This window comes from Pseudomonas sp. LS.1a (genome assembly GCF_022533585.1).
GTDB lineage: Bacteria > Pseudomonadota > Gammaproteobacteria > Pseudomonadales > Pseudomonadaceae > Aquipseudomonas.
The window spans coordinates 2,626,733-2,652,999 of the sequence record NZ_CP092827.1; the positions used below are offsets into that span (position 1 = coordinate 2,626,733).

The 26,267-nt window shown below is 62.1% G+C and carries 23 protein-coding genes; 12 read left to right on the forward strand and 11 right to left on the reverse strand.

Annotated elements, in window-relative coordinates:
• Position 1: 1 nt before the first annotated feature.
• From MKK04_RS12150 to MKK04_RS12175, 6 genes are all read left to right on the forward strand, one after another.
• Positions 2-445, forward strand: a complete 444-nt coding sequence (locus MKK04_RS12150; protein WP_241106678.1) for a hypothetical protein — start codon at positions 2-4, stop codon at positions 443-445.
• A complete protein-coding gene (locus tag MKK04_RS12155) occupies positions 445-906 on the forward strand; it encodes a hypothetical protein (protein WP_241106679.1) in 462 nt (153 codons plus the stop codon). Before MKK04_RS12150 ends, MKK04_RS12155 begins: the two co-directional genes overlap by 1 nt.
• 2 nt (positions 907-908) lie before the next feature.
• Positions 909-2,948 carry a hypothetical protein gene (locus MKK04_RS12160; protein WP_241106680.1) on the forward strand — a complete coding sequence of 680 codons (2,040 nt, stop codon included), beginning with the start codon at positions 909-911 and terminating at the stop codon, positions 2,946-2,948.
• Positions 2,945-4,912, forward strand: coding sequence for a hypothetical protein (locus MKK04_RS12165; protein ID WP_241106681.1), 1,968 nt, complete (start codon positions 2,945-2,947; stop codon positions 4,910-4,912). Before MKK04_RS12160 ends, MKK04_RS12165 begins: the two co-directional genes overlap by 4 nt.
• Positions 4,912-7,467 (forward strand): hypothetical protein, encoded by a 2,556-nt coding sequence (locus MKK04_RS12170; protein ID WP_241106682.1) that lies wholly within the window; start codon positions 4,912-4,914, stop codon positions 7,465-7,467. The genes MKK04_RS12165 and MKK04_RS12170 overlap by 1 nt, the downstream gene beginning before the upstream one ends.
• Before the next feature lie 169 nt (positions 7,468-7,636).
• Positions 7,637-10,294 carry a tail fiber domain-containing protein gene (locus MKK04_RS12175; protein ID WP_241106683.1) on the forward strand — a complete coding sequence of 886 codons (2,658 nt, stop codon included), beginning with the start codon at positions 7,637-7,639 and terminating at the stop codon, positions 10,292-10,294.
• Between the two features lie 62 nt (positions 10,295-10,356).
• On the opposite strand, the gene MKK04_RS12180 is transcribed toward MKK04_RS12175, so the two are convergent.
• Positions 10,357-12,264, reverse strand: a complete 1,908-nt coding sequence (locus MKK04_RS12180; protein WP_241106684.1) for an acyltransferase family protein — start codon at positions 12,262-12,264, stop codon at positions 10,357-10,359.
• Positions 12,265-12,420: 156 nt separating this feature from the next.
• Here MKK04_RS12180 and MKK04_RS12185 point away from each other — a divergent pair, with 156 nt between their 5' ends.
• Both MKK04_RS12185 and MKK04_RS12190 read left to right on the forward strand, forming a co-directional pair.
• Positions 12,421-12,633 carry a hypothetical protein gene (locus tag MKK04_RS12185; RefSeq protein WP_241106685.1) on the forward strand — a complete coding sequence of 71 codons (213 nt, stop codon included), beginning with the start codon at positions 12,421-12,423 and terminating at the stop codon, positions 12,631-12,633.
• A 24-nt stretch (positions 12,634-12,657) separates the two neighbouring features.
• Entirely contained in the window at positions 12,658-12,864 is a 207-nt protein-coding gene (locus tag MKK04_RS12190) for a hypothetical protein (protein WP_241106686.1), read from the forward strand.
• A 66-nt stretch (positions 12,865-12,930) separates the two neighbouring features.
• Here the strand turns inward: MKK04_RS12190 and MKK04_RS12195 are convergent, their stop codons facing one another.
• The 4 genes from MKK04_RS12195 to MKK04_RS12210 form a co-directional block, all read right to left on the reverse strand.
• Entirely contained in the window at positions 12,931-13,434 is a 504-nt protein-coding gene (locus MKK04_RS12195; RefSeq protein ID WP_336247159.1) for a DUF2589 domain-containing protein, read from the reverse strand.
• 70 nt (positions 13,435-13,504) lie between these two features.
• Positions 13,505-14,212, reverse strand: a complete 708-nt coding sequence (locus MKK04_RS12200; RefSeq protein WP_241106687.1) for a DUF2589 domain-containing protein — start codon at positions 14,210-14,212, stop codon at positions 13,505-13,507.
• Positions 14,213-14,273: 61 nt separating this feature from the next.
• Positions 14,274-14,654, reverse strand: coding sequence for a Mor transcription activator family protein (locus MKK04_RS12205; RefSeq protein WP_063914843.1), 381 nt, complete (start codon positions 14,652-14,654; stop codon positions 14,274-14,276).
• Positions 14,655-14,905: 251 nt separating this feature from the next.
• Positions 14,906-15,364: a hypothetical protein gene (locus tag MKK04_RS12210; protein WP_207835013.1), complete on the reverse strand. Its 459-nt coding sequence runs from the start codon at positions 15,362-15,364 to the stop codon at positions 14,906-14,908.
• Between the two features lie 151 nt (positions 15,365-15,515).
• Between MKK04_RS12210 and MKK04_RS12215 the strand changes: the two genes are divergently transcribed.
• Entirely contained in the window at positions 15,516-15,704 is a 189-nt protein-coding gene (locus tag MKK04_RS12215; RefSeq protein ID WP_003248064.1) for a hypothetical protein, read from the forward strand.
• A 36-nt stretch (positions 15,705-15,740) separates the two neighbouring features.
• Here the strand turns inward: MKK04_RS12215 and MKK04_RS12220 are convergent, their stop codons facing one another.
• Positions 15,741-16,115: a fe2+ zn2+ uptake regulation protein gene (locus tag MKK04_RS12220; protein ID WP_207835010.1), complete on the reverse strand. Its 375-nt coding sequence runs from the start codon at positions 16,113-16,115 to the stop codon at positions 15,741-15,743.
• Between the two features lie 196 nt (positions 16,116-16,311).
• Between MKK04_RS12220 and pvdQ the strand changes: the two genes are divergently transcribed.
• A complete protein-coding gene (gene pvdQ / locus MKK04_RS12225; protein ID WP_241106688.1) occupies positions 16,312-18,624 on the forward strand; it encodes a bifunctional acylase PvdQ in 2,313 nt (770 codons plus the stop codon).
• A 51-nt stretch (positions 18,625-18,675) separates the two neighbouring features.
• Here the strand turns inward: pvdQ and MKK04_RS12230 are convergent, their stop codons facing one another.
• Both MKK04_RS12230 and MKK04_RS12235 read right to left on the reverse strand, forming a co-directional pair.
• Positions 18,676-19,398 (reverse strand): UDP-2,3-diacylglucosamine diphosphatase, encoded by a 723-nt coding sequence (locus tag MKK04_RS12230; protein ID WP_207835006.1) that lies wholly within the window; start codon positions 19,396-19,398, stop codon positions 18,676-18,678.
• A complete protein-coding gene (locus MKK04_RS12235; protein WP_087500592.1) occupies positions 19,395-19,895 on the reverse strand; it encodes a peptidylprolyl isomerase in 501 nt (166 codons plus the stop codon). Before MKK04_RS12235 ends, MKK04_RS12230 begins: the two co-directional genes overlap by 4 nt.
• Before the next feature lie 248 nt (positions 19,896-20,143).
• On the opposite strand from MKK04_RS12235, the gene MKK04_RS12240 reads away from it, so the two are divergent.
• Both MKK04_RS12240 and cysS read left to right on the forward strand, forming a co-directional pair.
• Positions 20,144-21,847 (forward strand): glutamine--tRNA ligase/YqeY domain fusion protein, encoded by a 1,704-nt coding sequence (locus MKK04_RS12240; protein WP_087500591.1) that lies wholly within the window; start codon positions 20,144-20,146, stop codon positions 21,845-21,847.
• A gap of 9 nt (positions 21,848-21,856) precedes the next feature.
• Positions 21,857-23,239 carry a cysteine--tRNA ligase gene (gene cysS / locus MKK04_RS12245; protein WP_112253490.1) on the forward strand — a complete coding sequence of 461 codons (1,383 nt, stop codon included), beginning with the start codon at positions 21,857-21,859 and terminating at the stop codon, positions 23,237-23,239.
• A gap of 35 nt (positions 23,240-23,274) precedes the next feature.
• On the opposite strand, the gene MKK04_RS12250 is transcribed toward cysS, so the two are convergent.
• The 3 genes from MKK04_RS12250 to csiR form a co-directional block, all read right to left on the reverse strand.
• Entirely contained in the window at positions 23,275-24,666 is a 1,392-nt protein-coding gene (locus tag MKK04_RS12250) for a sensor histidine kinase (RefSeq protein WP_207835002.1), read from the reverse strand.
• Entirely contained in the window at positions 24,644-25,324 is a 681-nt protein-coding gene (locus MKK04_RS12255) for a response regulator transcription factor (protein ID WP_025338946.1), read from the reverse strand. The genes MKK04_RS12250 and MKK04_RS12255 overlap by 23 nt, the downstream gene beginning before the upstream one ends.
• Before the next feature lie 200 nt (positions 25,325-25,524).
• Entirely contained in the window at positions 25,525-26,220 is a 696-nt protein-coding gene (csiR, locus tag MKK04_RS12260) for a DNA-binding transcriptional regulator CsiR (protein ID WP_063914834.1), read from the reverse strand.
• Positions 26,221-26,267: the final 47 nt, after the last annotated feature.

Genomic DNA, 26,267 nt, shown 5'->3' on the forward strand with positions numbered 1-26,267 from the left:
GATGCTGCCGGTCGATGACCGGCTGATCGAAATGACGGTTGCGAACGCGCGAATCCAGGATCAGCTGGAGTTCGAGGCCATCCGTGGCCTGACCGTAGAGCAGGAGCTGCGCTACTCGGTTGAGAAGAGCTTGAACCCCAGGGCCTACGTGGTGAATGGCCGCGTGGTTGCCATGTTCGGTGACATCAAGCTGGACGAACAGACCGGTGTTCCTTGGCTGATCAGCACCACGGCCATTGAGCGGAACCAGCGCGCTTTCCTGATCGAGTGCGACCGGGAGGTCGCCGCCATGCGCCAGCGCCACAAGGTGCTGATCAATTACACCGATGCCCGCTATGTGAAGGCCCTTCGCTGGCTGCGCTGGCTCGGATTCCACATGCACAAGGCCGTGCCCTATGGGGTGAACGGCGAGTTGTTCCACCCAATGACATTGAGGGGGTTGTAATGGGCGCAGCAGCAGGTGCTGGCGCAGCAGCGGGCGGTGGCCTGCTTAGCGCGTACTCCCAGATTCAGCAGGGCAAAGACGCGGTGAAGGCCGCCAAGCGGCAGCAGCGTTACTTGGACGATCAGGCGCGCGACGTAATCAATCAGGGCGACTTCGCCGCAGACCTGGCCAACGAGCAGGGAAGGCAGGCGGCAGCCAGCCAGCGCACTGGTTTCGCAGCCAATGGCGTTACGGTCGGCGAAGGCTCTGCCGGCCGGATCGAGCAGGGCACTCTGGACATTGCCCGCCAGGACGCTGATCAGCTTCGCCGCAACGCCTTCAACCAGGCGATGGGCCTAGTCTCCCAGGGCAATGAGGGCATCAAGCAGGCCAAGGCTGATTTCCGCACGCGGCGCCTAAATGCCTTCGGCTCGCTGCTGACTGGTGGTGGCCAGGCCTACAACATGTACAGCAGGGGTTGAGCATGGCCGCACGAATCCCCCAGATCCAGATGCGCCGCGTGGCGCCGGAAGTCGTCGCCGCGCCGCGCGTGGCCCAGGCATCCGTAGATGCGTCGGGCTTGGCGCGCGGCTTTTCCAACCTTGCCGGCGACTTGGCCGATGTTCACGAACGCGAAATGCGCGAGGCCAACCAGACTGCCGTGCTCAACGCCGACAACCAGCTCGGCACCTGGCAGAACGAGGCCATCTTCAACCCTGAGACAGGCGCCTTTACCAAGAAGGGCCAGGCCGCCCTGAACGTCACCAACGACACGCTGACCCAGTTCGACCAGCAGCGCGAGGCCATCGCCAGCAGCCTGGCCAACGAGCAGCAGCGCCAGATGTTCTCGCAGGCGGCACTGCAACGCCGGGCCCAACTGCAGGGAAAGCTGGGCAGCTATGAGTTTGGTGAGCAGCAGGAGTACAAGAACCAGGTCGACAAGGCGGCCATTGCCACTGCGCTCAACACCGCGGCCCTGAACTACAACGATCCAGAGGCCATCGCATCCAGCCATTCCCGTATTGACGGCATCCTGGAGTTGCAGGCCCAGCGCAATGGCTGGGCGCCAGAGGTGCTGGAGGCCAACCGCACGAAGGCCACCAGCAACATGTATTCGGACATCTTGAAGCGCCAGGCGGCCCAGGACCCGTACAAGGCGCAATCCGCACTCAAGCAGTACCAGCAGTACCTGACGGCCGATGACCTGACCCAAGTTGGCAGCTCGATCGACGGTAAGGTCGAGCGCCTGCAGCAGAAGGCAGAGATGGCCCAGCTGCGCGCCGAGGCCCGTGCCGACCGCGCTCTGGGGAAGATCAACGCTCAGATCGCCAGCGGCATCCCAGCCACCGACGATATGTGGTCCAACTGGGGCAAGCAGGTACAGGGCACGGCGGCCGCAGCCGAGTTCAACGAACTGCGCAAGCAGGAGGTGGCCACCCAGCAAGTGCTGCGCCAGCCAATTGACCAGCAGGCCGCCTACTACGGCAAGCTTCAGGCCGAGCTGCAGAACAATGGCGGTACCGTTGCCCAGGCCAACAACCTTGCCAGGCTGGGCCGGGCGATTGAAACGAACGCCAAGATGATGGCCGAGGCGCCGCTCGACTACTTCCAGCAGCGCTTGGGCGGCGGCATTGAGCCACTGGACCTGAACTCGGAAAACCTGCCGGCTGTGCTGGCTGATCGCGTCTCTGCGCTCCAGGGAATGCGCCAGAAGTTCGGCCCCACGGTCGCCTTGAAACCTTTGCTGCCCCAGGAAGCCAAGGCACTCTCTGCCCAGATCGATCAGATGAGCCCTGATCAGCAGTCCCAACTGTTCGGCAAGCTTCATGCTGCGATGGGCGATGACCGGGCCTATGCCGGGGCAATGCAGCAGATCGCCCCGGATTCTCCCGTTCGCGCGCTGGCCGGCATGCTGGCGGGTAAGCAGCGGTCGCTGACCACCGGCACCCACTGGTTCCGCCCGGATGATGTGGTTCAAAGCGGCGATGTGGCCAAGACCATGGCCCTTGGTGAGTCGATCCTGAACAAGTCCAAGGCCCAGAAAGGTCAGGATGGCGGCGGCAGGTTCCCGATACCCAAGCAGACTGACTTCGATCTGGCCTTGGGCAAGCAGCTCGGGACGGTGTTCGCCGGTCAGCCTCAGTCGTATTCGCTGGCGGCCCAGGCTGTGAAGTCCTACTACACCGGCGCTGCGGCCGAGGCCGGCGATGTGTCGGGCGAGGTCAATAACGCGCTTATGAAGAAAGCCATCAAGGCCACCGTGGGTGATGTCGTCGACTTCAACGGCTCATCAACTCTAGCGCCATGGGGCATGCCGGGCGATACGTTCGAGCAGGTCGCCCAGCAGCGCCTGGCGGAAACAATGAAAGCCCAGGGCATGAGTGAACAGGACCTGGCCACGGCCAGCGCACTGACCCTGCGCCAAGCCCGCGACGGCGTTTATTACGTGATGCAGGGCAATCAGTACAAGTACGGTGCTGACGGCAAGCCGCTAATGATCAACGTGAACGGGGGTGACCAGTGAGCTTTATCACTGACCTGGCCTTCAACGATCAGCAGGCGCTTGAGCAGGATGCGCTGGCCAACCCTGCGCTGACCCCGCCGGAGCCCAATTTCTGGGATGGCTCTGGCACAGCGCTGTTCAGCGGTATCGCCCAGGGTGCCACCCAGCTGGCGCTGCAGGCGGCCCAATACGGGAACGACCCGGACCAGGCCATTCTGTTCGAAGTGCCCACCGATGAAGAAGAGATCGCAAGGCGCGCCGCCATCGGCCAGCAGCGCCTGGCGGTGACCGAGCGCCTGCGCCCGGATGCTCAAACCAACGGCACAGCCGCGCAGATCCTGTTCGGCCTGGGCGATGTTGGTACCCGCTTTGCGTTAGGCGCTGCTTCGGGCGGCCTGCCTGTTGCCGCTGGTGGCGTCGGCCTATCCATGGGTGAGCAGCGCTTCAGCGAACTGCGTGGCGAGGGCGTCGACCCCAAGACTGCAGCACTTGCAGGCGCGATCGAGGGCGGAACCCTGGCTGCTGGTGCATTCCTGCCGGCGGCCCGTCTGCTGGCCCAGCCTGTTGCAGACCTTGCCGCAACTGCCGGCGCCAACGTTGCGCTTGGCGCCCTGGCCCGCGGCGGCGTTGGCCAGGTGCTGGAGAGCAACGGCTACACCCAGCAGGCCCAGCAGTATAGGGCGCTTGATGCTCAGGCCATGGCCATCGACGGCCTGCTCGGTGGCGCTTTCTGGGGGCTTGGCCGGGCCATGTCGGGCGCTCCAGCAGCGTCACCTGAAACCGTCGACGCCGCGCTGGCTGGCAACAATGGGTTCCACGCCCAGCACGGCACGGCACCTGGTGCGCCGGTCAACGCCCGGTCAAGCGCTGCGCATCAGAATGCTCTTGATATTGCGCTTGAGCAGATGAGCCGTGGCGAACCGGTCAACGTCACCAGCCTCATGGACGATACCGCTTTCATCCGCTCCAACCGTGTAGGGCCAGAGGAAGCGGTGGTGCGCGACCAGGCACAGCAAGAGGTGTTCGCCACTGCCCGGGCAGAGCTTGAGCCAGTGGCGGCAGCAGGCCTACCCAACGTCCGCGACATTCGCGCCGAAGTGACCGGCCTACGCCGCAGCCTTAACGAACTGGACCAGGCGCGCGAAGCAGCTGGCAACACCTACCGGCAGGCTGCCAAGGAATTCCAGCAGCAGCGCATGACCCGCAAGCAGGCCGAGCGGGCGGCCCGTGACAGCATTGCCCAGCAGCGGCAGGCCATCGACGAGCAGCGTGTTTCTGCCCAAGCTCGCATCGATGAGTTGAATCAGCAGCTGGAAGGCAACCGTGCTGCCGAGCGCGCCCGGTCCGAGCTGGCCGCCATGGATCGAGGCGAAACCCCGGCACGACTGCAAAAACAGGTGGATCAACGCGCCGAGCAGATCGGCAGCGCCTTCAAGCGCTCCGCCCTGGCCAGCAGCGTGGCACCGGATCACGGCATGGCCCTAAACCGCCTGGCAGCCGAGGACATCCAGCGCATGCTGCGCGAGAGCGGCCAGCTGATCGAAGAGCCCACGCCAGTCGTCGAGCCGCGCACGCCAGTAAGCGATTCCGCTCCCACAGGTGAAGTCCAGCAACCACGGGGGCCGCAGGCCAATCAGCAGGCTGAAACCAGTGGTTCCGCTCCCGCAGCACCTGAAACAGTATCGGCCCAAGCCGAAACACCTGGCGCCGAAAGCGTAACGCCGGCAGCGGAAAGCGTTGCAGGCCTCCCTGGTTCGACTCCCATTGACGGAATCGACCCAGCATTGCCGGCGCTGCTCGACGCAGTAGCCGCGGGCGAACGTGACCTGCAGGTGCCTACCGGCGCCATCAACGAGGACGGCACACCGGTGACCGTCTCCGCCCGTGAACTCCTGGCCGAGGCTGACGCCGAGATTGCCCAGGCTGCCAACGACTCCAAAGGCTTCCTTGCTGCCGCCCTGTGCGCGCTGAGGTTCGGTAACTGATGAAACAGCAATGTATCCAGGCGGTTCAGCAGGCCATTGGCCGCGCGCTCACCCAGGAACAAATCAAGGACATTGAGGGCCGCATAAGCCGCAACTTGCGCCAGCTGGCCCAGGCAGACCCGCAGGCTTGGCAGATGAAGACCTCGGCAGATCGGCTGACCGAAGCCGCCAATGCCGCCGCCAAGGAGCAGCAGGCAGAGGCCGCCAAGAAGAAGCAGCGCGTTGCTCTGACCATCCTGGCGCATGACCGGGTGCAGAACGTTATGGCTCAGTTCCCCGATGATCCCCTCAAGGGCCTGGATCGCCTGCTGGCCTTCGCCTCGGACTATCCCGGCATCATGTCGATCGAGTCGTCCAGCCGCGCGATCCGGGACGAAGCCATGTCATCCATGCTCGAAGCCATCGACATGACGCGCGGCAAGTTCCTCGGCCTCTTCGCGGACGAGGCAAAGGCCCGGGCCCTGGTGCAGGAACTGCACGGCCAGGACAGCGGTGTGCCAGAGGCGAAGGTCGGGGCCAAGCAATTCGCCGATGTCGCCAATCGCCTACGTGAGCGTTTCAACCGCGCCGGCGGCGATGTCGGCTACCTCGATGACTGGGCGATTCCGCGTAGCCACAGCCAACTGAAGGTGGCCAGGGCCAAAGATCAGTGGATCGCCGACCATGTGCAGTGGGCGAACCGATCCAAATACTTCAAGGCTGATGGCACCCGAATGAGTGACGCCGAGCTGGCTGAGTTCTTCACCAACGCCTGGGAGACGGTGGCCACCGGTGGCGTGAACAAGCTGGAGCCGGGGCGGGCCATGGGCAACGGCGCCCGCGCCAACCGTGGCAGCGAGTCGCGCCAGATCCATTACCGCGATGCCGATGCCTACCTGGCGGCCCAGGCCAAGTACGGTGACAAAGGCCTGATGGACCTGATGTTCGGGCACATCGACCGAGCCGCCCGCGACATCGCGCTAATCGAGGTGATGGGGCCAAACCCCAACCACGCCATGCGGTACCACACCGAGACGGCCGCCAAGCAGATGACTCAGGCCAAGCCCGAGGCAAAGGCCAAGATCGATAAGCGCGTGAAGCGCCTGGAGCAGCTGTATACCGAGGTGGCCGGTACCCGCGAGCCACCGGCATCGGCCGCGCTGGCCAACGCGTTCGACACCTACCGCGCCACGAACGTGGCGGGCAAGCTGGGTTCGGCAGTGATCACCGGGCTCAGCGACCAGGGGACGCTGGCGCTGGTTGCCAAGATGAACGGCATGCCCGTAATGAAGGTGCTGGGTAACGAGCTGCGCATGCTCAACCCGGCCAACGCCAGCCACCGGCGCCTGGCCATGCGCGCCGGCCTTGGCATCGATCAACTGATCGGCAGCCTGGCGCGCTGGGGTGAGGAAGGTCTTGGTACCGATGCTGAGATAGCTGGCCGCGCTGCCAAGTGGTCGCAAGCCGCCGCCACCAAGGTCATGCAAATCTCTGGCATGAACGCCATTGACGCCGGCAACCGCCGTGCATTCGGCGCGACCATGATGGACGTTACCGGTGACCTCACGCGCCGGTTCGATTCCCTGGCAGCCCTGGAAGAGGGCGACCGCAAGCTGATGCAGCAACGCGGCATAACTGATCAGGATTGGTCGGTATGGCGCCTTGCCGAGCCGGAAGACTGGCGCGGGGCCGGCGACCAGGTACTGACCCCGGGTAGCATCTACCGCATATCCGATGCAGCCCTGACGCCGCTAGCACAGAAGGTTGGCGTTTCCCCAACCCGCTTGCGGGAGCAAGCCGCCACCCGCCTGCTTGGAATGGTTCTCGACGAGACCAACATGGCTATCCCGGCGCCAGGCGCCCGTGAGCGCGCCTTCATGCACGGGAACAACCAGCGCGGCACCTGGAGCGGCGAGATCATGCGCAGCTTCTGGCAGTTCAAGTCGTTCCCGATCTCGATGATTTCGAAGCACTGGCGCCGGGCCATGGCCCAGCAGACCGGTTGGGGCAAGGCGGGATATGCCGCTGCGCTGTTCGCCACAGCCACGGTGCTTGGCGCAATCGCAACTCAGGTCAACGAGATAGCCTCGGGCCGTGATCCCAAGAACATGCTGGACGACGAACTGGGCGGCGTGCCGGGCCTGCGCTTCGGCCTGGCCTCGATGCTCAAGGGTGGCGCGCTGTCGCTGTACGGCGACTTCCTGTTCTCCAACACCACGCAGGGCGGCACCTCTGCGCTCGCAGCCTTCGGCGGCCCGCTGGCCGGTGACCTCGAAACTCTGCTGAACCTGCGCGGCGTCACTGCTGATGCGGCCCTGGGCGACCGGGATGCCGACGTGATCGGCGCCCGCCTGATCCAGCTTGGGAAAGGGCACCTGCCCGGGGCGAACCTTTGGTACACCAAGGCTGCCACCGATCACATGGTCTTCCACCAGCTGCAGGAGTACTTCTCGCCTGGGTACCTGAACCGCATGCAGCGCCGTGCACAGCGAGAGTTCGGCCAAAGCTATTGGTGGGAGCCTGGAGAAGTAGGCCCAGCAAGGGCGCCAGATCTTGGTGCCGCCGTCGGCAACTGACGCCCCCTTCAAAAGCAAAAGCCCCAGGCGCTCGCAACGCCCGGGGCTTTTTGTTTCCACCCCATGCGCACCCATGAGGAAGACGTTCATGAAGTTTACCTAACCCACCTGTTTGACCCAAGAGAGCCCCGCCAAGTGCGGGGCTTTCGCATTTCTGGAGCATAGAAAATTGACCGTCTCGACCACTGATAGCGTGATTGAATACGTATCCGGGGGCCCGGCGTTTCCGATCCCGTACCGGTTCCTGCAGAACTCCGACATTGAGGCGGTACTGATCAAGCAGGATGGCACCTCTGAAACGCTTGTGCTGGGCACCCAGTTCACGCTGACGGGAGCCTCATCCCAAAGCGGGGGCACTCTCACATCGGCGTATGCAGCAGGCTACCTGGCGACGCCGGGCGCACTGCTCACCATCTCGCGAATCATGCAGGCGGTTCAGCCTACTGACCTGCGCAACCAAGGGCGCTTCCTGGCAGAGACGCACGAAACGGTCTTTGACCGGCTGACCATGCTGATTCAGCAGGCCTTCTCGATTCTTCGCCGTGCGCTGCTCCGGCCCATCGGACGCAACTACTACGATGCCGAAGGCCGCCAGATCAAGAACCTCGGTGTGCCAACCGAGGCAGCAGATGCTGTAACGAAGGCATATGCAGACAGCCTTTCGGCGGGAAACATGCAGTACACGGACGCCCAGATGCTGCGTACCGTGCGTGCTCCCCAGGGCGAGACCCTGAGTCAGATGCCAGGCGCGTCCTCTAGGGCAGACCGGATCTTGGCGTTTGACGCCGCTGGCAACCCTATCCTTGTGATCCCGGCATCTGGTTCAGCCTCTGATTTGGCACTGGATCTCGCTAACCGAACGCTGTCCTACAAAGGCGCCGGCATGATCGGCTACCGCGGCCGAACTCAGTACGACAAGAATGGCGAGCGCCTGACCGGGGCTGACGTTGGCGTGGTTGCCGATGGCGCAACGCTGAACAACACGGCAATGGCCAACCTTGCGGCTGAAGCAAGGGCGAAAAAGCAAACCGCAATCCTTGGCCCTGGACTGATTAACCTGTCAGTGGTCAGCCTGACAGGAACCGATCGTTTCGCTCTCCGTGGCGAGGGCAACAACTTAACTACTTTCAACCGAGTCGGCGCATCTAACCTTCTGAACTTCCAAGGCCTGGATGGTTTGAGTCTTTCCGATTTCACGATTGAAATGAACAAGGCGCTGTCCACGGATAACGGTCACGGAATTGTACTGATCGACCAGCCGCACTCCCGCGTGAAAAACGTTTCCGTTAAATCACACGGCGGCATCGGCACAGGCGTTATTGCTTACTCGACTGACATTAACGTTCGAAGAGAAAACATTGTCTTTGAAGACATTTACGTAAGTGGTGACTTCGATAACAGCGACAACACAAACGGCACGCTTATAGATAACGGAGTTTTTTCCAGGCAGTCTGGGATCTTCTGTAAGGGCATCAAGGAGTATGCCATCGAGTACAAGAACAACACCCGTTACTCGATTCTCTCGGACATCATCGCCTTTAACTCCGGATACGCCGTTGGTTATGGGCAAACAACGCTGGATGACACCGGGGTGAGCAGCTGCGTTGCCACCGGCATCGTCAGTCTTGCCTGCAACACTGGCATCGTCGTCGGTAAGGGCGACCTGAACGTGTTCAGTGGTGCAATGATCAATAGCACCGGGACAACTGGAGCACAGAAGCGCGGCATCATCACCGCGCTAGGCGCTGACCAGAACATGTTCGTGGGCATCCTCACCGCAGGCGATATGCTGGAGCCTGTGCGCTGGCAGGCCAACCGGAACTACGCCCAAGTCGCTTCGCATGACACGGCTACCTATGCAGTCACGATGACTGCCGGCGCCGAGAAGAACGTCACGGAAATCGCGCACCCAGGCCGGCGCACTTCGATCCTCAGTGCGATCCTCAACGTCTCGGGCAACCCTTTGAGCGGCGACAAGGCAAACCCTGTGTACTGCCATGCAACCGGTGACTACGTGGGTACGCTGTCTGGACGGTGGAGATACCGGCATGACGTTTCCGGTGCTTCTCCGCTGTCTGCTGCTCGTCACGTGCTCGAGTCGGTAGGTAATACCGCATATGGCGTGGCGACGGATGGTGTTGGATATGCTGGCCTGCAGGTTGCAACGCCAACAAAGAATGCATTCGCCGTGTACTACGCCGCTACTGGTGATTGGCAGATCGGTGATAACTCGTTCAGCCTGAAGATCGCACCTGCCGCGACCGCGCCAAGTACAGACAACGCAATGTCCTTCGGCGATGCCGCTCACCGAGCCAGTGCTGTATATGCCGGTACCGGCGCGATCATTACGTCAGACCTGCGTGACAAGCAGGACGAGAGCGAGATCTTGGAGGCTGAATCCAAGGCTTGCGCCAAAATTAACGCCATTCGCTACCGACTCAAAGACGCTGTTAGCTCCAAGGGCGATGGTGCGCGTTGGCACTTCGGGGTAGGTGCCCAGCAGGTGAAGGAAGCGTTTGAGTCAGAGGGCCTTGATCCATTCGCGTACGCTCTCTTGTGCTATGACGAATGGCCTGCGACTGATGCGGTGTATGAAGTGCATCGCCTGGGGCGCGTATTCTTTCCAGCAACCCCGGAGTCGGAAGAGGTAACGCTTTACGAAGGGGTCGAGGAGAGCATGGCCACGGAGGAAAGCCTGTGGGAATTCACCCATGAGGAAACGGTGATGACCAAGCCAGCAACACCGGCAGGGAACCGCTATGGGGTTCGGTACGACGAACTGCTTATGCTCATGACTGCCTGTCTGGCGCGTAAACTCGCGGACTGAAAGCACTGCGGCGCCCGTCGTGTAGACCAGGCGCCGCAGCGAATTCAACCTTTCACCTGCAGTCAGCTATTGCTGTTGATGCCTGCCAGGATGTTAGGCATTTTCTGGTACAGCTTCACAGAGCCGGTGGTGCTCAGGTGACCTGGGTCCCGGTAGATCGGAACGCCATCAATGATCGTTTTGCACGACTTGGCATCACAGAGCGCGTCGGACAGGTAGATCACTTTGGCACCGAGAGTGGTCTCGGCGTACTTCATGAGGTTGAGCACATTCTTGTGCGACCGCTCGAACAACGCCCTGTCGAGCAGGCACTTGTTCGATTGATTGGTGAGCGACGGGTTGGCCATCTCCCCCTGAATGCAGCTCACGATAGTAGTGTTGAGCGGCGGTGGCGGGGCAATGATCACGACCTGCTTGCCGAGAGCCTTCAGCTTTTCAACCACATTGCGCATGTCCTTCATGGCGCGCTCTGGGGTCGACTTCTCAACCTGCATTGCACCGTTGGTGTCGAAGGAAATCGACTCGTAGGTGTCTTGCATGTACTGCCCGTACGAGCCCGCCAGGATAACGGTCTTGATCGATGGGGTTTCGCTGATGAACTTGAAGGCACTGTCGTTGAAGCCAACGCACTGGCGGGCCTGCTCTTCGAAGTTGCTCCGCTTGGTGTTCGGCGCGGTGTTCAGGAAGGGTGCACATGCGCTGCGGGTGGCCTGGCGGATATCGATCTTCTGCGACTGGGCCAGGCCGGGAATGTTGTGCATCGCATAGGAGTCGCCCCACACGATGATCTTCGGATCTTGCGAGGTCCGGCACTTCTCGGTGTCTTTATAGATGTTAGTGCCGCAGGATCGGTCAAGGCCGTAGTTAGGGGCGAACAGCTTCTCGATCTTCTCCGCCGACTGGACCTTCAGGAACGAATGCGAAAGGCCGAACAGGGCCAGGGTCAGGGCAGGGAAGACGACCAGCGACGGCTTGAAGCCGTACTGCATAACCCGGAAAGGCTTTTCCACCAGGTTGTACAGCGCGACGGCCGTGGCCAGCGAGGCAGCGAACAGGGTCGCCTTTACTGTCATGCTCTCGGTACCGATTGAGGCGTTCGCGATTGCAATGATTGGCCAGTGCACCAGGTACAGGGAGTAGGAAATGTCGCCCGCTTTCTCGATTGGCGTCCAAACCTTGCTGTTGATCAGCCGGTGATTCGCCAGAAGTACGATGGCCGTTGCGAAGCAAACGATTACTGCGTCCAGGCCGGGGTGCGACAGTCCAGAGTTCACGAAAGGCGAGGCCAGCAGCACGGCAAAGGCAGGGATAGCCATCTTCGATGCAACGCTTTTTACGGCGGTGCTGTACACAAGCATCGACGCAATGCTGCCGATCAGCAGTTCCCAAGCCCGAGTTGGGAGCAGGTAGAACGCTGCCGACTGGTTGCTCAAGGACAGGTACAGGCAGCCAACAAAGCTGGCGATGGCGAGCACCACAAGGATCTTCCGCCAGTGCTTGGCCGGAGTGAAGGCCAGCAGGGCAGGTACAAAGAAGTAGAACTGTTCTTCGACCGCCAGCGACCACATGTGCAACAGAGGTTTGGTTGCCGACTCAAGGTCGAAGTAGCCAGCCTGGCTGAGCAGTACGAAGTTTGTGGAGAATGTCAGCGCACCGATGATCTGCTGCTTCAGCGAGTCGATCTGCATTGGCGGCAGGAAGAACTTAGCCGCAATGATAGTTGCAAGGATCGTTACGAACGATGCCGGTAGCAGCCGCTTGGCGCGGCGAAGATAGAACTCTTTGAAGGAGAACTTATCGCGCTCAAGTCCTCTTGCAACAATCGATGTAATCAAGAATCCTGAGATTACAAAGAATATGTCTACGCCCAGATATCCATACTGGAATCCCGGTATAGCCAAGTGTTCAAGAACAACGAATAAGACGGCAAGCCCACGTAAGACTTGTATATCAACCCTGATAGTAGACATCGAGATCCCGGTTTGTTTTTTTGCGTTAGCCGCAAATTGTATCGTCAAACGTATCTTGAACCAATAGCGATTCGTGTTGTCTGGTCGGCTTTTGGGGGGTGGTGGGCTCCGTAGTGCTTGCCTATGATTAGGCGTCTACTGGGACGGAGCAGGGCAATGGACAAGCGCACCTTTATCGGGATGGTCGAGGCTGGCGAACCGCTGATTCAGCAGGCTATCGACGCGATGCGCGAGTATCACCAATCCCAGGACCGTGGCGCGCCGCCTGAAGAGGTCGAGCGCCTACGGCTATTGGCGGATTCGCTATACCAAGCGGTTATCGATTACCAGTTAATCCAAGCAGGACGGGCACCGGCTACCATTCAATGATGGCCGCCTCAGGATGGAACCCCGATGAAGTGTAAGCCGCCGATCCTTTACCCTGACCATCCCATGTACACCGACGCCGTAGAGGCATTGAAGCGTTACCATGAGGCACAGGCTTCGAATGAGCCGGCGGAAGAGGTGGAGCGTCTGCGGATGATTGCCGAGTCGCAGTTCCAGGCGGTCACCGACTACCAGCTCAAAGCGTTAGGCGGCCCTGCTGGCCCGGTTCACTGATTGGGTTGATCAGTTCGGCGGCCTGGTTGCGCATATTGCCCATGCCAACGTTGATCGATTAGTACATCAGAAAGCACATTGGGTGGGATAACTACTATAGAAATCCAGTATTTGCAGGGATTTTAATGCTGAGTTCGGTTCGCTGGCCTGGAACTGCATGCGGATCTGCACTTCATCAGGGTCACGGCTGTCGCCCTGACGGCCTTGGCCGCCAATGGTGACCTTGAAGCTCGCGGCCTTGTTTTCGCCCTCGGTCAGCACAGCCTGTTGTGCTTCGGTGCCTTTGACCCTTACCGACAGGTCGACCTGCATGCGTTCAAGGGCCAGGCCCTTGGGCGACACCAGCGCGAACAGCGGCACGCGCATGATGTGTTGGCCGTCCATGGCCACCTCGACCATCTTGGCTTTCATCGGGGCGCCCAACGCCTCGGTGTCGCAGTCGAAGAACTGGTCGAACAGGTTGATGTACTGCTGCGCGATCAGGCTGTTGGTAGCGCTGGCGGCTTCCTGCAGGCCGCGGGTGATTTCGCGCAGGTCGATGGAGGTCATGGGGGCGGGGGCTTTGTCCATTCACTTGCTTCCTCTGTGCCGATGGTGCCCCCATTCACATAATGGGGGCTGCTTTGCAGGTGGCAGCAGTTCAAGGTATTTCGGCTCCGGCATCAGCACCAACACCAGCACCAACATCAGCACCAGCACCAGCACCAGCACCAGCGCTCGCACCGACCGATTTGCCATTCAGGGTGTCAGCCTGCGAGATTTCGTCGGGGCTTTTCAGGGCTGCCGTCTTGACCACGGTCGGTTTGGTGGCCGCGTCTGTAAGGAATTCGATCACCCGCATCATCGCCTCAGGCGGTTCCTGGCGTTTGAGCGTGGTGTTGAAGGCATAGCGGGCGCGGGTGTCGGTCTTGCGGGTTTGCGTGGACTTGTGGCTGATGCTGCCCTTGACGTTCAGCCGGAACGGTCCCCAGCCCAGTGAACCGGTCGCGGTTGCACTCATGTCCTTGGTGGATACGTCTTCCGACATCTGATTGATGGTCAATTCGAACTCGACATTACCCTCTTCGATGGCGATGTTCGGGTGGGTGATGGCCGCCACCAGCGGCACTTTCATGGTCTTGCTGACCACGCCCTTGTACTCGCCTTGTTCGTCGACGATGGTTTCGTCGTAGTCGAACTGGATGGCAACGGCCTTGCCATCCTGGACGCACACTTGCATCAGGAAGTCAGCGTACGACTTGCTTGCGGTGACCTGCGCCTGGACCATGGCCTGCAGGGGGCCTGCGATCATGCGGTCCATCGGCAGGGCATTGATTACGGAGCCGATGAGGCTGTTATCGATCGACATATCGGGATGCTCTTTCTAGTGGGGTAAGGTGGCCGTCAATGGCGGCCACGATGCTTGGGCTTCAGCGAGCGCAAGGTTCCTGGCGACGGATGTTGCCGATCTGGCGCAGGCTCAGGCCGTACTTGTCGGCCAGCAGGCTGCGGGACAAGCCGCTGGCGCTTTCCTTCTGGATCTGCAGGTTGCGCAACTGGCGCAGGAAGTGGTCAGCCTTGGGGATTTCCAGGGCCACACCGGCAAAGCGCTTGATCAGCGCGTCGAGCGCTTCGGCCGGCAGCACGTCGGCAAGCTTGGTGCGCTCGCGGTGCTTGGGGATGTACTTGGGCCTGCCGCCGTAGGCGCAGGTCAGCTGGTAGGCGTTGTCGATGCCGATGCAGTCGATCAGGGCCTGCAGCGAGTGGGGCAGTTGGCTGATATCGATGTGGCTCAAGTCTGGCAATTGCATATGGCGCTCCTTCGGGGCGGATGGGCTGTGCTACCCGATCACCAGCGGCGTTATGTCGAAGGTGTGACTGGATTTTCTGTGACAGCCGAGGCGCGTCGCTAGGCGGCATATGGGTTGGGGGTTGTAGCTTCAGCGAACAGGTTTTGCAGGCAGCGATATCCGGCGTTGTAGGACATGGCTTCAACATTTGGATGTGGCGAGTGATTTCCCATCTGGTTTCTCCCTGTGTTGCGTACTGGGTCTGGTAACCCTCATTCGCACGGATAGCTGCTCAGCAGACTGGCGCTGCGCAGATAGGCCTGTGGCGTGTCGCGCATGCCTTGTGGCAACGTGCGCCAATCGACCAGCAGGCACAGCGCATGCAGCGGCTGCCCGCCACGCCGGCCGATGATCTGGTCGGCAAAGCTGCGGCGGTACAGTGCCTGGGTCTGGTGCAGCGCTTGTACCTGGTCGGCCCGGGCCAGGGTTTGCATGGCCAGTTCGGGTAGTTGCGCCGGCGGTGCGCTGAAATGCAGCGGAGCACCCTGCGCCTGCAGATAACCCGCCTGGCGCACGCGCTGCCAGAGTTGTTGCCATTGGCTGGCACCGGCATGGGCAGCCAGTTCGCGGCCCAGTTCGAGCAGTTGCTCGGCCGGGACCTGGTGGGTGTCCAGTGCATGAAGGGAAAAGGGTGTCAGAAACAGCGATGTGAACAGCAGGGGTTTGTACATGGTGCCTCCGGCATGAGTGCTTGGGAGCCCCATGCTTTCAGGCAGTCGCCGCCCCACCCAGCAGGAAATGCAGCGCCGGGGCTGGTGGCCGTTGTATCATTGGCGCGGCTCGTTGCGAGCCATTTGCCCCTGATGTTGCAAGGAACCTTCGATGACACACGTGCAGCGCCTCAAATATTCTCTTCTGATCATCCTGGTGGTACTGGGCCTGATGCTGGGCCTGTCCCACCTGCAGAAGCAGGGCACGATCAGTGAGCAGACCTTCCAGATGCTGGCCATCGCCATCGCCGTGGTGGTCGTGGTGATCAACGGCATTCTGCGGCGCAAGGTCAAGCCTTGAGCCTGGCGGGCCGGCCAGTCATGGCCGGCCATGCGCTCAGCGCGAAGGCGTTTGCTCCAGCACGGCGCGCGCCTGGGGGTTGAGGCTGTAGCATTTGTCGCTGCCCAGCTGGATGACGCCCTCGGCGCACAGCCGCTTGAGCACTTCGCGCACGCTGAGGAACGACAGCGGGATGTCCAGCTGTTCCAGTTGCGCGTGCACGCCGCGCACGCCAATGCTGCGGCCATTGCGGTCGGCGGCGTGCAAGGCATCGATGACCTTCAGGCGGATCAGGCTGGTGCGCAGGCCGAAGCTGCGCAATAGTTCGCGGATATGTTCGTTGCCGATGCGTTCGTCAGCAAATACGCCCTGTTCCTTGGGTGCTTTGCCTGGGACGCGCCCAGCCTGGATCGAGGTTTGCGGGTTGTACATGTGAATGCTCCTTTTCGTGGACGAACCCGAAATATGGGTGCCTCACTGACTAGGACGAATGAGAACGGAAAAACTGCAGCCCACTCGAAAAAAAAATTGCCTGGTTCTGTTCAAGACGTTCCATTGCCTTGTAGTACGTAAAATTTTCACCTGGCCATTCGTCTGATCGGGATGACCCCGAAGCCGAGGAGTGCCCGTGTTTCCACTTTCCCGTCCCATGATTTGCGCTGGCCTGGCCGCAGCCCTGATAGCCTTCAGCGTCGGTGCAGCGCCGGCGCAGTCCGCCGCAGCCGATGCCAGTGCGCAGATTCGCCGAACCAGTTACGGAGTGCCGCACATCGTGGCCAAGGACGAGCGTGGCCTGGGCTACGGCATCGGCTACGCCTACGCCCAGGACAACCTGTGCCTGCTGGCCAATGAAGTGCTGACCGTGAGCGGCGAGCGCTCACGCTACTTCGGTGCCAAGGGCAAGACCCTGGAGCAGCGTGACAACCTGGCCAGTGATGTGTTCTTCACCTGGCTCAACACGCCGGCGGCAGTCGATGCGTTCTTGCAGGCGCAGCCGGTGCCGGTACAGGCACTGCTGGCAGGCTATGCCAGCGGCTACAACCGGGCGCTGGTCGAGCGCCGCAGCCAAGGGTTGCCCGCCGAATGTGGCAACGGCGAGTGGCTGCGGCCGATCAGCAGCGAGGACCTGGTCAAACTGACTCGTCGGCTGCTGGCTGAAGGCGGTGTCGGGCAGTTCGTCGAAGCGCTGGCGGGGGCGCAACCGCCAACACTGGCCAGCCAGCAAGCGCCGACAGGGTTTGCCACGGCGCTGGCCCGGCAGCAACGCTTTGCCACGGAACGCGGTAGCAATGCAGTGGCCGTCGGGGCGCAGCGTTCGGCTAATGGTCGCGGCCTGTTGCTGGCCAACCCGCACTTCCCATGGATGGGCGGCCTGCGCTTTTACCAGATGCAGCTGACCATTCCCGGCCAGCTCGATGTGATGGGGGCGGCATTGCCGGGCCTGCCAGTGGTCAACATCGGTTTCAACCAGCATCTGGCCTGGACGCACACCGTCGATACGTCGAAGCACTTTACCCTGTACCGCCTGCAACTAGACCCCAAGGACCCGACCCGCTACCTGCTTGATGGCAAATCGCTTCCGCTGACCCGGCAAACCGTCAGCGTTGCGGTCAAGGCCGAGGATGGCGGCCTGAGCCAGGTACAGCGCCAGGTCTACAGCTCGCAGTTCGGCCCAGTGGTGCAATGGCCAGGGCGCCTGGACTGGGATGCACATGTGGCCTACAGCCTGCGCGACGCCAACCTCGAAAATACCCGGGTGTTGCAGCAGTGGTACCAGATCAACCGTGCCGATAGCCTGGTGACGTTGAAAGACTCGATCGAACAACTGCAGGGCATTCCCTGGGTCAACACGCTGGCGGTGGACCAGGCTGGCAAGGCCCTGTACCTGAACCAGTCAGTAGTGCCTTATGTGGATCAGCAACTGCTGGGCGCATGCAGCAACCCGCAGGCGCAAGGGCGCCTGGTGGTACTGGATGGTTCACGCAGCGCATGCCAGTGGAAGGTCGATGCGCAGGCCGCGCAGCCGGGGATCTTCCCGGCACGGCTGCTGCCGAGCCTGGAGCGCGAAGATTTCGTGCAGAACTCCAACGACCCGGCCTGGATGGCCAACCCGGCGCAGCCGCTGACCGGTTATTCGCCGCTGGTCAGCCGCAGTGACCAGCCGCTGGGCATGCGTGGCCGCTTTGCCCTGCAACGCCTGCAGGGTCAGGCCCGGTTGGGCGTTGACGACCTGCAGCGCATGGTGACCGATGACGAGGTCTACCTGGCCCGCCTGGTACTGCCTGACCTGCTGCAATGGTGCAAGGGCGCCGATGCGGATGTGCGTGCCGTATGCAGTAGCCTGGCGGCCTGGAATGGCAAGGCTGACCTGGACAGTGGCATTGGCCTGGTGCACTTTCAGAACCTGTTCGATGCCCTGGCCGAGCACCCGGAAAGCTGGCGGGTGGCCTTCGACCCGGCCGATCCGCAGCACACCCCGCGTGGGCTGGCGGTCGAGCAGGCGGCCGTGCGCAAGCTGCTGCACCAGGCCGCGCTGGCTTCGCTCAAGCAGGTGAGTGACAGCGGCATAGCGGGGGAGGCGCGTTGGGGGCAGGTGCAACAGGCGAGCGATGGCACGCCGGTGCCGGGTGGCCCGCAGGCATTGGGTGTGTACAACGCGATCTACAGTGTGCCGCAAGGGCAGGGCAAGCGGCTGGTGGTCAGTGGTACCAGCTACCTGCAGCTGGTCAGCTTTACCGACAAGGGGCCAGAGGCCCGTGGATTGCTGGCGTTTTCCCAGTCGAGTGAAGCGGCTTCGGTGCATGCCAGTGACCAGACCAGGGCGTTTGCGGCCAGGCAACTGGCGGTGATTCCGTTTACCGAGGCGCAGATCAAGGCTGATCCCGAGTACCGGGAAGTGGTGATCAGTGAGCGGGACAAGGGGGCGGTGGTCCAGCAGTAAGGCATACCGGCCTCTTCGCGGGCACGCCCGCGAAGAAGGCGACTCGGTCGGTCAGGAAAACTCGAACGGCGCCAGCTGAAACCCTTGCTCGTCAACCTGCAAGGCCCAGCCCCGGCGGTCCCAGTCGCCCAGCACGATACGCCGTGCCGGTTGCCCGTCGACCACCAGCTTGTGTATCGCCGGCCGATGGGTATGCCCATGCACCAAGGTGCGCACACCATGCGCCGCCATCACCTTCGGTACTTCCTCCGGCGTGACATCGACAATTTCGGTGGACTTCATCCGCGTTTGCGTGCGGCTTTCGCTGCGCAGCTTGCGTGCCAGCTTGTAGCGGGCCGACAGCGGCAGGTGCCGCAACAGCCACAGACTCAGCGGGTTGCGCAGCAGACGGCGCATTTTCATGTAGGCCAGGTCGCGGGTGCACAAGGTATCGCCATGCATCAGCAGCACCTGTTCACCGCCCAGTTCGATCACGCTGGGGTCATGCAGCAACGTGCAGCCGGCAGCGTCGCAAAAGGCCTGGCCAATCAGGAAGTCACGATTGCCGTGCATCAGGTAGATGGCCGTGCCGCTGTCGCTCAGCCGACGCATGGCGTGGCAGACCGACTGCTGGAAGGGTGTCATGGCATCGTCACCGATCCAGGCTTCGAAGAAGTCGCCAAGGATGTACAACGCCTGGGCGTGGCGGGCACGGCCATCGAGCAGATCAAGAAACGCCCGGGTAATGTCCGGGCGTTCTTCTTGCAGGTGCAGATCGGAGATCAGCAGGATCACTCAATGATCTCGGCTTTCTCGATGACCACGTCGTCTTTTGGCACGTCCTGGTGGCCAGCCTTGGAGCCAGTGGCGACTTTTTCGATGGCGTCGACGATTTCACGGCCTTCGATCACTTCGCCGAATACCGCATAGCCCCAGCCCTGCACGTTCTTGCCGCTGTGGTTGAGGAAGTCGTTGTCGGACGAGTTGATGAAGAACTGCGCCGAGGCGGAGTGCGGCTCCATGGTGCGGGCCATGGCGATGCTGTACTTCTTGTTCTTCAGGCCGTTGTCGGCTTCGTTCTGGATGCTGGCGCGGGTTTTCTTCTGGCTCATGCCAGGCTCGAAGCCGCCGCCCTGGATCATGAAGCCCTTGATCACGCGGTGGAACACGGTGCCGTTGTAGTGGCCGTCCTTGACGTACTGAACGAAGTTTTCGGTAGTCAGCGGCGCTTTCTCGGCGTCCAGTTGCAGGACGATGTCGCCGTGGTTGGTGCTCAGTTTGACTTTGGACATGCTGAAACTCGCTCTTTCAAGGCAATCGGGAATTAGGGTGCGCAGGGCGCGGGTTATCACCTGACGCAGGATCAGGCGATCGCGACACATGGCGCGCACTGGCCATTTTGCCAGGCTGCGGCAAAAAGCCGTGATAAATCACGCCAGTTTGTCCGGGCCCGGCTGTCAGCAGCTTGACTGCTTCGGCTATGATAGGCCCTTTGATTCAATCGGCCTACCCAGGCCGGACACGTGCATTCAAGGATCCTATGAGCAAGCCCACTGCCGACAACGCGCCCAACGCCGCTGCCAAAGGCGCCCCCGCTGTCCCTGCGAACTTCCTGCGGCCGATCATCCAGGCCGACCTGGACTCGGGCAAGCACAGCAGCATCGTCACCCGTTTCCCGCCGGAGCCCAATGGCTACCTGCATATCGGTCACGCCAAGTCGATCTGCGTCAACTTCGGCCTGGCCAAGGAATTCGGGGGCGTTTGCCACCTGCGTTTCGACGATACCAACCCGGCCAAGGAAGACCAGGAGTACATCGACGCCATCCAGAGCGATGTCAAGTGGCTGGGCTTCGACTGGGCCGGCGACGTGCGCTACGCCTCCGACTACTTCGACCAGCTGCACGATTGGGCGGTCGAGCTGATCAAGCGTGGCAAGGCCTACGTTTGCGACCTTACCCCTGAGCAAGCCAAGGAATACCGTGGCAATCTCAAGGAACCGGGCAAGAACAGCCCGTTCCGCGAGCGCAGCGTTGAAGAGAACCTCGACCTGTTCGCCCGCATGAAGGCTGGCGAGTTCAAGGACGGCGAGCGCGTGCTGCGGGCCAAGATCGACATGGCCTCGCCGAACATGAACCTGCGCGACCCGATCCTGTACCGCATCCGCCATGCCCACCACCACCAGACCGGTGACAAGTGGTGCATCTACCCCAACTACGACTTTACCCACGGCCAGTCGGACGCGATCGAGGGCATCACCCACTCGATCTGCACCCTGGAGTTCGAAGGGCATCGTCCGCTGTACGACTGGTTCCTCGACAACCTGCCGGTGCCGGCTCACCCGCGCCAGTACGAGTTCAGCCGCCTGAACCTGAACTACACCATCACATCCAAGCGCAAGCTCAAGCAGCTGGTTGACGAAAAGCACGTCGAAGGCTGGGACGACCCGCGCATGTCGACCCTGTCCGGCTTCCGTCGCCGTGGCTACACCCCGGCCTCGATTCGTAACTTCTGCGAAATGATCGGCACCAACCGTTCCGACGGCGTGGTCGACATGTCGATGCTCGAGTTCAGCATCCGTGACGACCTGGACCGCACCGCGCCGCGCGCCATGTGCGTGCTGCGCCCGCTGAAAGTGGTCATCACCAACTATCCGGAAGGCCAGGTCGAGCAGCTCGAACTGCCGCGCCACCCGAAGGAAGACATGGGCGTGCGCGTGCTGCCGTTCTCCCGTGAGCTGTACATCGACCGCGACGATTTCATGGAAGAGCCGCCGAAGGGCTACAAGCGCCTGGAGCCGGCCGGTGAAGTGCGCCTGCGCGGCAGCTACGTGATCCGCGCCGACGAGGCGATCAAGGATGCCGACGGCAACATCGTCGAGCTGCGTTGCTCGTACGACCCGGACACGCTGGGCAAGAACCCGGAAGGCCGCAAGGTCAAGGGCGTGATCCACTGGGTGCCGGCCGAGGGCAGCGTCGAGTGCGAAGTGCGCCTGTACGACCGTCTGTTCCGCTCGCCGAACCCGGAAAAGACCGAGGAGGGCGGCAGCTTCCTGGACAACATCAACCCAGGTTCGCTGCAAGTGCTCAGCGGCTGCCGTGCCGAGCCGTCGTTGGCCCAGGCGCAGCCCGAGGACCGCTTCCAGTTCGAACGCGAAGGCTACTTCTGCGCCGACCTGAAAGACAGCCAGCCGGGGCGCCCGGTGTTCAACCGCACTGTCACCCTGCGTGACTCCTGGGGCAGCTGAGGAACCGCCGTGCTTACCATCTACAACACGCTGAGCAAAGCGAAGGAAGTCTTCAAGCCGCTGGATGGCAACAAGGTGCGCATGTACGTGTGCGGCATGACCGTATACGACTACTGCCACCTGGGCCATGGCCGCAGCATGGTGGCCTTCGACCTGGTCACCCGCTGGCTGCGCAAGAGCGGCTATGAGCTGACCTACGTGCGTAACATCACCGACATCGATGACAAGATCATCAACCGGGCCAACGAGAACGGCGAGAGCTTCGACGCCTTGACCGCCCGCATGATCGACGCGATGCACGAAGACGAGCGCCGCCTGAACATCCTGCCGCCGGACCAGGAGCCGCGTGCCACCGACCATATCGCCGGCATGCACGCAATGATCCAGACCCTGATCGACAAGGGTTACGCCTACGCCCCGGGCAATGGCGACGTGTACTACCGCGTCGGCAAGTTCGTCGGCTACGGCAAGCTCTCGCGCAAGAAGATCGAAGACCTGCGCATCGGTGCCCGTATCGAGGTCGACGAAGCCAAGCAGGACCCGCTGGACTTCGTGCTGTGGAAGGGCGTCAAGCCGGGCGAGCCGAGCTGGGAATCGCCATGGGGCCCGGGGCGTCCGGGCTGGCACATCGAGTGCTCGGTGATGTCCACCTGCTGCCTGGGTGAAAGCTTCGACATCCACGGTGGCGGTAGTGACCTGGAGTTCCCGCACCACGAGAACGAGATTGCCCAGAGCGAGGCGGCCACCGGCAAGCAGTACGCCAATGCCTGGATGCACTGCGGCATGATCCGTATCAATGGCGAGAAGATGTCCAAGTCGTTGAACAACTTCTTCACCATCCGCGACGTGCTCGAAAAGTATCACCCGGAAGTGGTGCGTTACCTGCTGGTGGCCAGCCACTACCGCAGCGCAATCAACTACTCGGAAGACAGCCTGCGTGATGCCAAGGGCGCACTGGAGCGCTTCTACCACGCCTTGCGCGGCTTGCCGCGGGTGGCGGCCAAGGGTGGCGAAGAGTTTGTCGAGCGCTTCAGCGTGGCCATGAACGATGACTTCGGCACCCCCGAAGCCTGCGCCGTGCTGTTCGACCTGGTGCGCGAGATCAACCGCCTGCGCGACAGCGACGTGGAGGCCGCTGCCGGCCTTGCCGGTCGCCTGCGCGAGCTGGGTGATGTGCTGGGTGTGCTGCAGCTGGAAGCCGATGACTTCCTGCGTGCTGGTGCCGAAGGCAAGGTGGATGCCGCTGAGGTCGAGGGCTTGATCCAGGCGCGCCTGCAGGCGCGTGCGGACAAGAACTGGGCCGAGTCCGACCGTATTCGCGACCAGCTGACCGCCATGGGTGTGGTGCTGGAAGACAGCAAGGGTGGGACTACCTGGCGTCTGGCTGACTGATCGACTTCAAGGGGGCCGCTTTGCGGCCCCGGCTTTTATTTGGCCAGTCCAGCCAATGGGCAATGTAGAACCAACCTGGCCCCACCCAATTCGCTTTCCCCCACCTCCAGCCCGAACCCATGCAGGTCGACGATCGCCGCAACGATCGACAACCCCAGCCCGAACCCCGCATGGCGGTGGCCTTCATCGCTACGGTAGAAGCGCTTCAGCACTGCCGCACGTTCCTCTTGCGGAATACCCGGCCCGCTGTCCTCGATGGCCAGGTGCAGGCCCTTGTCATCCTGGGTGGCAGCAATCCGCACCCGCCCACCCTCAGGCGTGAACTTGATGCCGTTGCCCACCAGGTTGGCCAGCGCCTCGAACAGCAGTTCGCGATCACCGTGCAATGCTGGCAGTTCAGCTGGCTGCTGCAGTTCCAGGCGAATGCCGCCATCTTCGGCCAACGGCAGGTAAAAGTCGTGCAACTCCACCAACAGTTCGTGCGGGTCAAGCTGGACGAAACCGGCCCGACGCTGGCGATCTTCCAGTTCACTGATGCGCAACAACCCGCGAAAACGCGCCATCAGGGTGTCGGTTTCGCCGATGGCCTGGTCCAGCGCCTCTGCCTGGGTGGAGTCGACGTCACTTTGCTGGCGAATGCGGTACAGCTGGGCGCGCAGGCGCGTGAGCGGGGTGCGCAGGTCGTGGGCGATGTTGTCGCACACGCCCTTGACCTCATGCATCAGCCGCTCGATGCGGTCGAGCATGGCGTTGACGATGGCCGCCAGCATGTCCAGCTCGTCGCGCCGGGCCGACAGCGGCAGGCGGTGGGTAAGGTCACCGGCGACGATCAGTTCGGCCTGGGCCTGGATCGCGCGGATGCGCTTGAGCGGCCGGCGCCTTAGCAGGTACCAGCCGGCAAACCCCGGGATCAGGGTCAGCGAGATCCCCCAGAGCAGGGCATGCAGGATGATCCGGGTGACCACGAACAGCGAGCCGTTGTCGCGCACCAGCACCAGCCAGCGGCCATCCTGCACCTTGATCGCCACCGCGTCGCAGCTGTCACGCGGCATGTGCGGGTCGTCGGCGTCCAGGCAGCGCTTGAGTTCGTGAACCTTGCCGTCCAGCCCCAGCTCTGGCGGGACAGCACGAATGCGCCCGCCGATCGGGTTGAGCTGGTTGTCGAACAGGCCATAGGCGTCGAAGCTGCGTTCTTCGAAGGCCTGGCTGGCAACCAGGGCGTCATCCAGCTGCTTGCCGCTCATGTGTGCGAACAGGTGCTGGCGCTGCAGCATGGAATGGCGAGTGAGTTTGTTCAGGTAGCTGGACACCTCGAAGTACAGCACCCCCATGAGGATGCTGCTCCAGGCCACGAACAGAAAGCTGTACAGCGCCAGCAGGCGGCTGGTCGAGGAGCTCCAGCCCTTAGACGGGTTCAGCAATGGCATAGCCGGAGCCCCGTACCGTACGGATCAGCGGCGACTGGCCGGGTGAGTCGATTTTCTTGCGCAGACGGCCGATGTGCACGTCGATCAGGTTGGTGCCCGGGTCGAAGTGGTAGCCCCAGACTTCCTCGAAAATCATCATCCGCGTGATCACCTGGCCGCTATGGCGCATCAGGTACTCCAGCAGCTTGTACTCGGTGGGCAGCAGGTTGAGGGTTTGTTCGCCGCGGCGGGCTTCGTGGCTGATCAGGTCCAGTTGCAGGTCGGCGACCTGCAGGCGGGTCTGGGTCATGGGCACGCTGTTGCGGCGCAGCAGTACTTCGACTCGTGCGGCCATCTCGTCGGAGGCGAACGGCTTGGTCAGGTAGTCGTCACCCCCGGCACGCAGGCCGCGTACCCGCTCGTCGACATCGGAGAGGGCGCTGATCATAAGGATCGGTGTGGCGATCTTGAGGCTGCGCAGGGTGGTAACGATGGTCAGCCCATCGACCTCGGGCAGCATGCGGTCGAGGGTGATCAGGTCGTAGCCGCCGGCAATGGCCTTGGCCAGGCCTTCACGGCCATTGTCGGCCCAATCCACCTCCAGGCCGTGGCTGGTAAGTTCGGCGACGATTTCCTGGCCGGTGACGGCGTCGTCTTCGATGGTCAGTACGCGAGGCATGCTGGTTTCCGGGCATCTAATGGAGACTTGATTGTGCCAAAGAATAGCCAAACGGCGATTTAAGAAAAATTCATCTAGCGTCTTTGGCCTGCACTGGCCTCTTGGCCGGTAAACCCGCTCCCACAGGTGCAGCGTCGCCCCCAAGAGCGGTGACATCCCTGTGGGAGCGGGTTTACCCGCGAAGCAGGCGCCGTGGTGTTTCAGCGTGCGCCAATCCCTTCGGCATGCATGATCTGCGCAATGATCGGCACCGGGGTCATCAGGTGCGAACGCATCATGGCACTGGCGCGCTTGGCGTCCCGGGCCAGAATCACTTCGACCAGTGCTGCATGCTCCTGGCGCTTGAGCTCCAGCGCCTGTTCGGAAAACACCGTCTGGGTCAGCCACAGGTGCCGGTAGCGCTCGGCCTGGTCGAACAGGTAGGTGCGCGCCTGCAGCAGGTGCTTGGAGCCGCAGCCCGAGGCAATGGCAGTGTGAAACGCCTTGTGCCGTTCGTCCCACACATCCAGGCGCTGCTCGCGGGTCTTCACTTCCACCACCTTGGCCAGGGTATGCGAGTGGGCCAGTACCGACGCCTCCCAGGCGTCGTCGCCACGCTCGATGGCCAGGGTGATGATCATCGCCTCCAGGTTGGCGCGGGCATCGTAGATGTCGTTCATCTCGTCCAGCGACATGGGCGCCACGCGGTAGCCCTTCTGGCTGATCGCGTTGACCAGGTGCTCGGCCACCAGCTGCGACAGCGCTTCGCGCAGCGGGCCCACGCCCAGGTCGTAGCGGTCCTTCAGGGTGCTCATCAACAGCTTTTCTCCGGGCTTGAACACGCCGCGGATGATGTCCTTCTTGAGCCTCTCATACCCGCTGAATGCTGAGTTTTGTCGGGGGGCGAGCGCTTCCAAGATCCTGTTCCTCAAACGGTTTTGTCGATCATACCGAAAGCGTTCGC

Excerpts from the sequence above, each read along its gene's own strand:
- MKK04_RS12180 (WP_241106684.1), bottom strand. The coding sequence starts at position 12,264 with ATGTCTACTATCAGGGTTGATATACAAGTCTTACGTGGGCTTGCCGTC.
- MKK04_RS12195 (WP_336247159.1), bottom strand. The coding sequence starts at position 13,434 with ATGGACAAAGCCCCCGCCCCCATGACCTCCATCGACCTGCGCGAAATC.
- MKK04_RS12235 (WP_087500592.1), bottom strand. The coding sequence starts at position 19,895 with ATGTCCAAAGTCAAACTGAGCACCAACCACGGCGACATCGTCCTGCAA.
- MKK04_RS12205 (WP_063914843.1), bottom strand. The coding sequence starts at position 14,654 with ATGCAATTGCCAGACTTGAGCCACATCGATATCAGCCAACTGCCCCAC.
- MKK04_RS12200 (WP_241106687.1), bottom strand. The coding sequence starts at position 14,212 with ATGTCGATCGATAACAGCCTCATCGGCTCCGTAATCAATGCCCTGCCG.
- MKK04_RS12155 (WP_241106679.1), top strand. The coding sequence starts at position 445 with ATGGGCGCAGCAGCAGGTGCTGGCGCAGCAGCGGGCGGTGGCCTGCTT.
- MKK04_RS12255 (WP_025338946.1), bottom strand. The coding sequence starts at position 25,324 with ATGCCTCGCGTACTGACCATCGAAGACGACGCCGTCACCGGCCAGGAA.
- MKK04_RS12215 (WP_003248064.1), top strand. The coding sequence starts at position 15,516 with ATGACACACGTGCAGCGCCTCAAATATTCTCTTCTGATCATCCTGGTG.
- MKK04_RS12250 (WP_207835002.1), bottom strand. The coding sequence starts at position 24,666 with ATGCCATTGCTGAACCCGTCTAAGGGCTGGAGCTCCTCGACCAGCCGC.
- MKK04_RS12210 (WP_207835013.1), bottom strand. The coding sequence starts at position 15,364 with ATGTACAAACCCCTGCTGTTCACATCGCTGTTTCTGACACCCTTTTCC.
- MKK04_RS12150 (WP_241106678.1), top strand. The coding sequence starts at position 2 with ATGCTGCCGGTCGATGACCGGCTGATCGAAATGACGGTTGCGAACGCG.
- MKK04_RS12220 (WP_207835010.1), bottom strand. The coding sequence starts at position 16,115 with ATGTACAACCCGCAAACCTCGATCCAGGCTGGGCGCGTCCCAGGCAAA.
- MKK04_RS12240 (WP_087500591.1), top strand. The coding sequence starts at position 20,144 with ATGAGCAAGCCCACTGCCGACAACGCGCCCAACGCCGCTGCCAAAGGC.
- MKK04_RS12160 (WP_241106680.1), top strand. The coding sequence starts at position 909 with ATGGCCGCACGAATCCCCCAGATCCAGATGCGCCGCGTGGCGCCGGAA.
- MKK04_RS12185 (WP_241106685.1), top strand. The coding sequence starts at position 12,421 with ATGGACAAGCGCACCTTTATCGGGATGGTCGAGGCTGGCGAACCGCTG.
- MKK04_RS12170 (WP_241106682.1), top strand. The coding sequence starts at position 4,912 with ATGAAACAGCAATGTATCCAGGCGGTTCAGCAGGCCATTGGCCGCGCG.
- MKK04_RS12190 (WP_241106686.1), top strand. The coding sequence starts at position 12,658 with ATGAAGTGTAAGCCGCCGATCCTTTACCCTGACCATCCCATGTACACC.